This is a genomic window from Streptomyces sp. ISL-10, assembly GCF_018614575.1.
In the GTDB taxonomy this organism is placed as follows: domain Bacteria; phylum Actinomycetota; class Actinomycetes; order Streptomycetales; family Streptomycetaceae; genus Streptomyces.
On the sequence record NZ_JAGGOJ010000002.1, the window covers coordinates 94,086 to 104,201 of the forward strand.

General features: G+C 70.1%; 8 protein-coding genes and 2 pseudogenes. 5 read left to right on the plus strand and 5 right to left on the minus strand.

Features of this window, described 5'->3' with window-relative positions; genetic code table 11:
• Nucleotides 1-33 precede the first annotated feature (33 nt).
• Nucleotides 34-264: a hypothetical protein gene (locus tag J7E88_RS00405; RefSeq protein WP_100109587.1), complete on the minus strand. Its 231-nt coding sequence runs from the start codon at nucleotides 262-264 to the stop codon at nucleotides 34-36.
• A gap of 435 nt (nucleotides 265-699) precedes the next feature.
• Between J7E88_RS00405 and J7E88_RS00410 the strand changes: the two genes are divergently transcribed.
• From J7E88_RS00410 to J7E88_RS00430, 5 genes and pseudogenes are all read left to right on the plus strand, one after another.
• Entirely contained in the window at nucleotides 700-2,826 is a 2,127-nt protein-coding gene (locus J7E88_RS00410; RefSeq protein WP_215176028.1) for a type IIA DNA topoisomerase subunit B, read from the plus strand.
• Between the two features lie 119 nt (nucleotides 2,827-2,945).
• Nucleotides 2,946-3,560, plus strand: a pseudogene (locus tag J7E88_RS37235) (hypothetical protein); the annotation flags it as partial.
• 165 nt (nucleotides 3,561-3,725) lie between these two features.
• A pseudogene (locus tag J7E88_RS37240) lies at nucleotides 3,726-4,232 on the plus strand (LuxR C-terminal-related transcriptional regulator); the annotation flags it as partial.
• Between the two features lie 131 nt (nucleotides 4,233-4,363).
• The gene (locus J7E88_RS00425; RefSeq protein ID WP_215176196.1) at nucleotides 4,364-4,804 is read left to right on the plus strand and encodes a DUF485 domain-containing protein; all 441 of its coding nucleotides are present in this window, start codon (nucleotides 4,364-4,366) and stop codon (nucleotides 4,802-4,804) included.
• Nucleotides 4,801-6,393, plus strand: coding sequence for a cation acetate symporter (locus J7E88_RS00430; protein ID WP_215176030.1), 1,593 nt, complete (start codon nucleotides 4,801-4,803; stop codon nucleotides 6,391-6,393). The genes J7E88_RS00425 and J7E88_RS00430 overlap by 4 nt, the downstream gene beginning before the upstream one ends.
• Nucleotides 6,394-6,546: 153 nt before the next feature.
• Here the strand turns inward: J7E88_RS00430 and J7E88_RS00435 are convergent, their stop codons facing one another.
• The 4 genes from J7E88_RS00435 to J7E88_RS00450 form a co-directional block, all read right to left on the minus strand.
• Nucleotides 6,547-7,227: a response regulator gene (locus tag J7E88_RS00435; protein ID WP_215176035.1), complete on the minus strand. Its 681-nt coding sequence runs from the start codon at nucleotides 7,225-7,227 to the stop codon at nucleotides 6,547-6,549.
• Nucleotides 7,224-8,906 carry a sensor histidine kinase gene (locus tag J7E88_RS00440; RefSeq protein WP_215176037.1) on the minus strand — a complete coding sequence of 561 codons (1,683 nt, stop codon included), beginning with the start codon at nucleotides 8,904-8,906 and terminating at the stop codon, nucleotides 7,224-7,226. Before J7E88_RS00440 ends, J7E88_RS00435 begins: the two co-directional genes overlap by 4 nt.
• Nucleotides 8,907-9,126: 220 nt before the next feature.
• Nucleotides 9,127-9,363 (minus strand): hypothetical protein, encoded by a 237-nt coding sequence (locus tag J7E88_RS00445; RefSeq protein ID WP_177151644.1) that lies wholly within the window; start codon nucleotides 9,361-9,363, stop codon nucleotides 9,127-9,129.
• 116 nt (nucleotides 9,364-9,479) lie between these two features.
• Nucleotides 9,480-10,115: a DUF6082 family protein gene (locus J7E88_RS00450; RefSeq protein ID WP_308307201.1), complete on the minus strand. Its 636-nt coding sequence runs from the start codon at nucleotides 10,113-10,115 to the stop codon at nucleotides 9,480-9,482.
• Between the last annotated feature and the right edge of the window lies 1 nt (nucleotide 10,116).

Genomic DNA, 10,116 nt, shown 5'->3' on the forward strand with positions numbered 1-10,116 from the left:
GACCGGCCCATGGCTCGTCGTGGATGCGAGGTCTCAGTGGTCCTCTTCGCCGGCCCCGGCCGGAACGGCCGTCAGTCGGTCCGTCTCATCCTGTATCTCCGCGGCGATCTTCTTGAGTTCCGGCTCGAACTTGCGTCCGTGGTGGGCGCAGAAGAGCAGTTCACCACCGCTGATCAGGACGACGCGCAGGTAGGCCTGGGCGCCGCAACGGTCGCAACGGTCAGCGGCCGTCAGGGGGCTCGCGGGGGTCAGAACAGTAGTCACGTCGCCTCTTCTCTAGCTCGACGAGCTGTCGTACCAGGGGCAACATCCAACCAGCCCGAAAACGTTCCCGCTCGGGGCTTTCCCTCGAAATATTTTTCCCGAGGTGGCTGTCTGCTGCCGGTTGGCGGCGAATGAGCCGTATTGCTGCGCTCTACGGATTTCGCGTTGCTTGTCTCGTTTGGCCCTCCCGGCTGGGTTGCCGGTTGTTCTTGAGGACGTGCCCGGAGCCTAAATGGTTCATGCCTGGAAGGGAACGTGATGTGCACGTCACCCCATCGAGGGATCGAACACTCATGCGATGCTGGACTAGCATGAGAAATCACGTGGGTGGCGTTACATCGGCTCTACCAGGCCTCGGTACGCTCTGTGCGGCGACCGACGCCCGGGCCTTTACCCCACTTGGCCACATCTGAAATTCAGCGAGGAGCGAACCGCGTGACCGCCGAAACGTCCGTGCCGTCCACAGCGCTGCTGACCGCAGACCGTGACGGTTCCAACTACACCGCGCGGCACCTGCTCGTCCTGGAGGGGCTCGAGGCTGTCCGTAAGCGACCTGGCATGTACATCGGGTCGACCGACAGCCGAGGCCTGCTGCACTGCCTTTGGGAGATCATCGACAACTCCGTGGACGAGGCCCTCGGTGGCCACTGCGACCACATCGAGGTCATCCTTCACGAGGACGGGTCCGTCGAGGTCCGGGACAACGGCCGTGGCATCCCGGTCGACGTCGAGCCCAAGACCGGCCTGTCGGGCGTCGAGGTCGTGATGACCAAGCTGCACGCCGGCGGCAAGTTCGGCGGCGGGTCATACGCGGCCTCCGGCGGTCTCCACGGAGTCGGCGCCTCAGTGGTGAACGCGCTCTCTTCCCGCCTCGACGTCGAGGTGGACCGCAACGGCGCGACCCACATGATCAGCTTCCGGCGCGGTGTGCCCGGCATCTTCACGGAGTCCGGTCCCGACGCCCCCTTCGATCCGGCCAACGGGCTCCTGAAGGGCAAGCGCGTACCCAAGGCCCGCACCGGCACGCGCGTGCGCTACTGGGCGGACCGCCAGATCTTCCTCAAGGACGCCAGGCTGTCGCTGGAGACGCTCTACCAGCGCGCCCGCCAGACCGCCTTCCTCGTGCCCGGGCTGACCATCGTCGTCCGTGACGAGCGCGGCCCGGGCGGCGGCGACGGCGAAGGCAAGAGCGTGGAGACGTTCCGCTTCGATGGCGGGATCAGCGAGTTCTGTGAGTACCTGGCGCAGGACAAGGCGGTCTGCGACGTACTGCGCCTGAGCGGCCACGGCACCTTCAAGGAGACCGTGCCGGTCCTCGACGACCGCGGTCACATGACCCCGACCGAGGTCACCCGGGAGCTCGGCGTCGACATCGCCATGCGGTGGGGCACCGGTTACGACACCTCGGTCAAGTCCTTCGTCAACATCATCGCCACGCCCAAGGGCGGCACCCACGTCACCGGCTTCGAGCGCTCGGTGACCAAGACGATGAACGAGGTCCTGCGCTCCGCCAAGCTGCTGCGCGTCGCCGAGGACGACATCGTCAAGGACGACGCCCTCGAGGGCCTGACCGCGGTCGTGACCGTCCGGCTGGCCGAGCCGCAGTTCGAGGGCCAGACCAAGGAGGTCCTCGGCACCTCCGCCGCCAACCGGATCGTCGCCAACGTGGTGGCCAAGGAGCTCAAGGCCTTCCTGACGTCCACCAAGCGGGACGCCAAGGCCCAGGCACGTGCCGTGCTGGAGAAGGCGGTCGCCGCCGCCCGGACGCGCATCGCGGCCCGGCAGCACAAGGAGGCGCAGCGCCGCAAGACGGCCCTGGAGTCCTCGTCCCTGCCGGCCAAGCTCGCGGACTGCCGCAGCGACGACGTGGAGCGCAGCGAGCTCTTCATCGTCGAGGGGGACTCCGCGCTCGGCACGGCCAAGCTGGCGCGCAACAGTGAGTTCCAGGCGCTGCTGCCGATCCGCGGCAAGATCCTCAACGTCCAGAAGTCGTCCGTCTCGGACATGCTGAAGAACGCCGAGTGCGGCGCGATCATCCAGGTCATAGGAGCAGGCTCCGGCCGGACCTTCGACATCGACGCCGCGCGCTACGGAAAGATCGTGCTGCTGGTCGACGCCGATGTCGACGGCGCGCACATCCGCTGCCTGCTGCTCACGCTCTTCCAGCGCTACATGCGGCCGATGGTGGAGGCCGGGCGGGTGTTCGCCGCCGTGCCGCCGCTGCACCGGATCGAGCTGATCCAGCCGAAGAAGGGCCAGGACAAGTACGTCTACACGTACTCGGACAACGAGCTGCGGCAGACGCTGCTGGAGTACCAGCGCAAGGGCGTCCGCTTCAAGGACTCCATCCAGCGCTACAAGGGCCTCGGCGAGATGGACGCGGACCAGCTGGCGGAGACGACGATGGACCCGCGCCACCGCACACTGCGCCGGATCAACATCGGCGACATCGAAGCATCCGAGCAGGTCTTCGACTTGCTGATGGGCAACGAGGTCGCGCCCCGCAAGGAATTCATCACCGGCTCGGCGGCCACGCTCGACCGCTCGCGCATCGACGCCTGACGGGCCCACCCAGGGGTGGAGACAACCTCCACCCCTGGTTCCTCCCGCCGTCCGATCCGGTGCCGGTCCGCTTCCGTAGCATCGGCGCGGACGGAGGAGGACGGGGCGTCCGCCCACACATGGACGGATGGGCCGACGCGCGAGGCGCTGTCCCGGATCGGGATCCCCCGGGCGCGCATCGCGCTCGGCGTCGCCCTGCTGGCCGCCCTGGCCACCTGGGCGGTGTACAGCGCCTAGGCCTCCGGGACCTTCCACGGCGCACGTGCCGTGCTTCCGCCGCTGTGCCTCGCCGCCTGCGCGGCGGCCGTCATACGGTTCCACCTGACCACGCTCGGTCACCGGCTGCTGCCGTCCCTCGGCCTGCTCGGGGCCCTGTCCGCCGTCGGGGCGGGGCGTATCTCGCCGGGGCAGATGTCGCCGCCGTGGTGCTGTGGATCTGTACCTGGTCATGGCGATGGAGCGCCTGCCCCTCGCCGCGGCCCTGGGCACCGTCGTCCTCGTGGCCGCCGGATTCATCCGGATCGACGACGACCCCTGGGGCCTGCATCATCACCGGCACCGTGCTGCTCGGGGGACACTCCCTGCGCCTCGACGCCCATGCCAAGGGCACCGGCTTCCGCCCCCTCGCACAGGAGCGGGCGGCGCGCGAGGCCGAGGCCACGTCGGCGACGCTCGCCGAGCGGGCCCGCACGGCCCGCGAGATCCACGATGTGCTCGCGCACAGCCTGTCCGCGCAACTGGTGCATCTGGAGGCGGCGAGGCTCCGGATCGAGCGTGAACCCGTGGGCTCCTTCCGGGACGCGATCCTCGAGCGGGGTGGTGGCGGCGCGGGGCATGGCCCGGGAAGGGCTCGCCGAGACCCGGCAGGCTCTGTCGGCGCCGCGGGGCGAGATGGCGCCCGGTTGGACCTGCGGATGCCGCGCTGCGACGGGGTGGAGGCGACCCGCCGCATCCGCGGCGAGCACCCCGCGACACAGTCGTCGTGCTCACCACCACGCGGACGACGACTTGCTCTTCCCCGCCCTGCGAGCAGGGCGCGGGGCCATCTCACCAAGGATGCGGACGGCGACGAGATCGTCCGTGCCGTCCAGGACGTCATGGCGGGCCGCGCCGGACTCTCCGCGGTCGTCCAGCAGCGGCTGCTGGAGCAGGTCACGGCCGAACCCCGACCGGCCGGTCCACGCCTGCCCGACGGGCTGACGGCCCGCGAGGGCGAGGTGCTCACCCTGATCGCCGAGGGCCTCGGCAACGCGGACATCGGGCGGCGGCTGCGCATCTCCACGGCGACGGTGAAGACCCACATCAACAACCTCTTCACGAAGGCCGGCCTCCATGACCGTGCCCAGGCGGTGCGCTACGCCTGTCGGGAAGGACTCGCGCAGCCACCAGGGGCGGGCGTCACCTGATGGGGTGAAGAGCAGGGAGAGAAGAGTCCGGGATCTTCCCGCTCTGTCCATACTTGTGCACGCGGGCCGAAACGGTTTGCTGACAAGGAGAGTTGAGCGTGGACGACAGGGAAGGGCACAGCGCGTCGGCGGTGCGGCTCGAGGATCCGTGGTACGACGCGCCGGCCTCCGGCTGGGGCCGGATGGACAGCACCGGCGGGCAGGTCCCCCCGCCCGCGTCCGCGCAGGAGCGCGAGACCGGCCCGAGCGCCGCCGAGATCTACCTCGAGGTGCAGCGCAGCCCCGCCTTCCAGGAAGTGCGCCGCCGCTACCGGCGGTTCGTCGTGCCGGCATCCATCGCCTTCTTCCTCTGGTACCTCGCCTATGTGGTGGCCGCGACCACCGCGCCGGAGCTGATGGCCCGCCCGGTCGCCGACGCGGTGAACGTGGCGATGGTCGCGGGATTGGCACAGTTCCTCACCACGTTCCTGCTGACCTGGGCGTACGCCCGTCATGCCCGGCACCGGCGCGATCGCGCCGCGCTCGATCTGCGCTGGGACACCCAGGAGATGACCCGGGGAGCCGGGCGTTGAGCGGCGATCACCAGGCACTGGCACTGCTGCTGTTCAGCGCGTTCATCGCGCTCACCCTCGGCATCACGACCTGGGCAGGCCGCAACAGGCGTGGTTCGGCCGAGGAGTTCTACGCCGGCGGACGGCTCTTCACCCCGATGGAGAACGGTTTCGCCATCGCGGGCGACTACATGTCGGCCGCGTCCTTCCTCGGTATCTCCGGTCTCATCGCCCTGTTCGGCTACGACGGAATGCTCTACTCGGTCGGATTCCTGGTCGCCTGGCTCGTCGTTCTCCTCCTCGTCGCGGAACTGGTCCGCAACTGCGGCCGGTTCACCCTCGCCGATGTCGTCGCCTCGCGGATGAAAGAGCGGCGCGTCCGCATCGCGTCGGGAACTTCCTCGGTCACCGTGTCCGTTCTGTATCTGGTGGCGCAGATGGTGGGAGCCGGGTCCCTCGTCGCGCTCCTGCTCGGCGGGACGAGCGAAGCCGCGCGCTCGTGGACCGTCGTCGGCGTGGGTGCCCTGATGGTGATCTATGTGTCGATGGGAGGGATGCGAGCCACCACCTGGATCCAGATCGTGAAGGCCGTGCTGCTGATGGCGGGCGCGATCGCGATGACCGTGCTCGTGCTGATGCGGTTCGGCGGTGACATCAACCAGCTGCTCGACTCGGCTGCGGACCGCAGTGGTTACGGCAGGGAGTTCCTCGCGCCCGGCCTCCGGTACGGAGGGGACTGGACCGCACGCTTCGACTTCATCAGCCTCGGCCTGGCGCTGGTGCTGGGCACGGCGGGACTGCCGCACATCCTGTCGCGCTTCTACACCGTGCCGACCGCGCGGGCCGCCCGCCACTCGGTCGTGTGGGCCATCGGTCTCATCGGCGGCTTCTATCTGATGACGATCGTGCTCGGCTTCGGCGCCGCGGCCGTGGTCGGCACGCACGAGGTACGCGCGTCGAACGCCGCCGGGAACACCGCCGTGCCGCTGCTCGCTCTCGACCTCGGCGGGGGAGCGGGCTCGACCGGAGGCACCGTGCTCTTCGCGGTGGTCGCCGCCGTGGCCTTCGCGACGATCCTCGCGGTCGTCGCCGGTATCACGCTGGCCTCCTCGGCTTCGGTCGCGCACGACCTGTACGCGTCGCTGAGGCGGCGGTACGGCGGCCGGTACGGCGAGGTCGCGGTCGCACGCATCGCCGCCGTCGGGATCGGCGCGGTCGCGATCGCGCTCGGCCTGCTGGCCCGGGATCTGAACGTGGCCATTCTGGTGGGCCTGGCGTTCGCGGTCGCCGCGTCCGCGAACCTCCCGGTCCTGCTCTACTCGCTGTTCTGGCGCAACTTCACCACCCGAGGAGCGGTGTGGTCGGTGTACGGAGGTCTCGTTCCCTCTGTGTTGCTCGTGGTGCTGTCACCCGTGGTGTCCGGAAGTCCGCAGGCGCTGTTCCCGGGCGTGGACTTCCATGTCTTCCCACTGGAGAACCCGGGACTGGTCTCGATCCCGCTGGGCTTCCTCGCCGGCTGGATCGGCACCGTCACGTCCTCGGAGCCGCCGGATGCGGCCCGGCACGCCGAGACCGAGGTGCGTGCGCTGACCGGAGCCGGCGCCGCATAGGGCGGGCGGGCCGGTGCGGGCTTCCGGCATCAGCGCGACCAGGATCACCGCGATCGGCATCATCGCGGACACCGATCGGCTGCGCCGACTCGCCGTCGCCGTTCTGGACGACTGACACAGCGCGCGTGCGGCACGCGTCGGGGCGCCGGAGGTTCAGCCGCTGGTCGTCCAGGAGTAGCGGTGCTCGGGACGGCCCGTCTCGCCGTACTTGAGGCTCAGGCGGACCCGGTTCGTCCGTTCCAGCAGCTTCAGGTAGCGCTGTGCGGTCTGCCGGCTGATCCCCGCCCGCTCCGCGATCTCCTGGGCGGACAGCGGGCCGTCGGCAGCCAGCAGGACCTGGCGCACCAGCTCGGCTGTCGTCGTGGAGTGCCCCTTGGGCAGCTCCGGGGCGACCGATCCGGCCGACAGGACGCCGAAGATCCGGTCCACCTCGGCCTGCTCCGCCTCGCCGCCCCCGTCGAGGGCGCGCCGCAGGGTCGCGTACGCCTCCAGCTTGGCGCGAAGCCCGGCGAAGTTGAACGGCTTCACCAGGTACTGGAGTGCGCCGTGCCGCATGGCGGCCTGCACCGTGGCCACGTCGCGGGCCGCCGTCACCATGATCACATCGGTCTGATGGCCGAGGCGGCGCAGTTCCCGGACCACGGCGAGCCCGTTCTCGTCCGGCAGGTAGTGGTCGAGCAGGATCAGATCCACCGGCGTCCCGGCGATCCGGGCCAGTGCCTCGGCGGCCGAGTGGGCGACGGCGGCGACCTGGAAGCCCGGCACCTTGGCGACATAGGCCGCGTTGATCTCGGCGACCCGGACGTCGTCGTCCACGACCAGTACGTCGATCATCGTGCGTCTCGCGTCTTCTCGGCGGCGGCCGCAACCGTCTGCGCCGGCCCCGTCGCCGGGAGCGGCTGCTCCGCCAGTGCCTCCGGCAGGACGACGGTGAACTCGGCGCCGCCGCCCGCGGCCTCGCGCACCACCGCGCTGCCGCCCTGCCGTTCGGCGAACCTGCGCACCAGCGCGAGGCCGAGCCCGCGCTTGCCGTGCACGGGCAGCTCCTTCGTCGACCAGCCCTCGGTGAAGATCAGCTCACGCTGCCCGGCCGGCACCCCCGGCCCGCTGTCCGCGATACGCAGCACGACCGTGCGGCCCTCCGCGTACAGCTCCACCTCGACCGTCGCGTCCGGTGTGCCCGCGGCCGCGTCCAGCGCGTTGTCGACGAGATTGCCCACGACCGTCACCAGCCCACGCGGATCCACCAGCCGGTCCGGCAGCAGCGTCGCGGGCGCGATGCGCAGCGACGCGCCGCGCTCGGCCGCCACGGTCGCCTTGCCCACCAGCAACGCGGCGAGCAGCGGATCGTGGATCTTCTCCGTGACCTGCTCCGCGGTGGCCCGGTGCACACCGACGACCTCCGTCACGAACTCCATGGCGTCCTCGTGCATCTCCAGTTCCAGCAGGCCGAGGAGCGTGTGCATCCGGTTGGCGTGCTCGTGGTCCTGGGCCCGCAGGGCGTCGATCAGTCCCCGGGTCGAGTCCAGCTCCCGGCCCAGCTGCTCCAGTTCGGTGCGGTCGCGCAGAGTCACGACGGCACCGCCGTCGTCCGTCGGCATACGGTTCGCGATGAGCACGCGGCTGCCGCGTACGGTCAGCAGGTCCTCACCGCTGACCCGGCCCGCCAGGACGTCGGTCGTGCGGCCCTCGCCCAGCACCTCGCCCAGGGGCCGGCCTGTGACGTCGGGGCCGACACCCAGCAGGCGCTGTGCCTCGTCGTTGAGCAGCCGGATCCGCCCGGACCGGTCGAGGGCCACGACGCCCTCCCGGATGCCGTGGAGCATCGCCTCGCGTTCGGCGAGCAGCGCCGAGATGTCGGAAAAGGCGAGGTCATGGGTCTGCCGCTGGATCCTGCGGGAGATCAGGTAGGCGGCGAGCGCGCCGACGGCCAGCGCGCCGCCCGCATAGGCGATGAGGCCGGGGATCGCGGCGAGCAGCCGGGCCCGGACGCTGTCGTACTCGATACCGACCGACACGGCCCCCACGATCCGGCCCTCGTCGTCCCGGAGCGGCACCTTGCCCCGCGCGGAGCGGCCGAGGGTGCCGCTGTCGATCTCCATCACCTCATGGCCGGCGAGGGCGTCACTGGGGTCGGTCGAGACGATGTGCCCGATCTCGGAGGGGGAGGTGTGCGACCAGCGGACGCCGTTGTCGTTCATGACGACGACGTACTCGGCGCCGGTGGACAGCCTGATCCGTTCGGCCTCTTTCTGCACCGGGCCGTCGGCGGCCGGGCGGGAGCCGGTCAGCTCGTCGGCGAGCTCCGGGGAGGCGGTGGTCTGGGCGATGGCAAGGGCGCGCCGCATCGCCTGGTCGTCGAGCTGGGAGCTGAGCGGTGCGAGGAACAGGCCGGTGGCCAGAGCCGTGACGCCGGTGGCGATGGCCAGCTGCATGAGCAGGACCTGGGAGAAGACCCGCTGCGGCCAGCCGAACCGGCGTCGCCGGGCGGTGGCGGTCGGTACGGGACTCATGCCTGAGAACGGTAAACGGCACATCCTCCATCGCGAAATGGACGGTACCGCCAAGGGAGACGCGCCCCGGCCGCTGACGCCCATTGCTGCCGACCCGCCGGGGCCGCCGCGGCACATCCCGCCGGCGTCACCACGGCTGAGGGCGTCATGGCACAGCCCGTACGAACGACGACGTGCCCGGCACCGGTCGGTGCCGAGCACGTTCGGTCCCCGTCGGCCGTTACGCGTCGGGGATGTCGGCCTTGGCTCTGATGAGCGTTTCGCGACTGATGATCACGATGCGCTCGTAGTCCGCGCGGGCGGCGTCGGCCGGAAGCTCCTTGTCGAGGTCTTCCGTGGCCTCGGTGCCGATCACGGCGAAGCGGCCGTCGCTGAGCTCGAAAATGTCCGGGCAGGTCTGCCCGGACAGGCTTCCGCGCTCGCGAGGAGAGGCTCCGATCCTACGAACGATCTTCACTGGCGCCGATCCTTGTGTGTGGAGAGAGGTATGACACGGCTGGGGCGCAGTGTGTCACGCTCGGTCCACTGCGGTCCCCGGTTGCACACAGGTGAAACGAGGACGTTGCTCCCCGGTCACCCCGCCGGACCTGGGCGGTCACCCCGCTGGACGTCGTCGATCACCCGGTCGACCATCCGCCCGAGCCTGGCCTCGTCGGACTCGTACGGCAACTCTTCGCGGTGCGTCCGGGTCGCCTGCCAGTAGTCGTGGAAGAGCGGGCTGCGGCAGATCACCTTCACATGGCCCCGCAGGTCCCGCTCGCTGGTCGAGCCGATCCGGTAGGCGTGCAGGAGGTTGCTGTAGAGGGCGTTGGCGTACAGGTACTGGCGCTGCTTCACCGGCGAGACGTCGTCGCCGTACGCGTTGAGCACCGCGGCGAGATCCGGATCGTCCATGGCCTTGGACAGCAGCTCGAACTGGAGCCGGTGCTGGCTGGTGATGTCGGCGCGCCGCTGGTAGCCGTTGGCTGCCTCCATGTGTTTCAGCTGCGTGGCGAGGCTGGAGTTCTGCCGGCGCATCTGGCCGTGCTGGATCACCAGGGCGACAAGGACCGCGCCGAAGGCCAGACCGGAGAAGACGGCGTTGGCGGCGGAGACGTCGGTATCGGGGGCGAGTGCCTCCATCGACGAGCTGATGACCAGGCTGAGTGCGGCGACCAGTCCCACCATGCCTGTTGCGGAGGCGAGGACGAGTGCGATGCCTGCCGCCACC

Excerpts from the sequence above, each read along its gene's own strand:
- J7E88_RS00435 (WP_215176035.1), bottom strand. The coding sequence starts at position 7,227 with ATGATCGACGTACTGGTCGTGGACGACGACGTCCGGGTCGCCGAGATC.
- J7E88_RS00440 (WP_215176037.1), bottom strand. The coding sequence starts at position 8,906 with ATGAGTCCCGTACCGACCGCCACCGCCCGGCGACGCCGGTTCGGCTGG.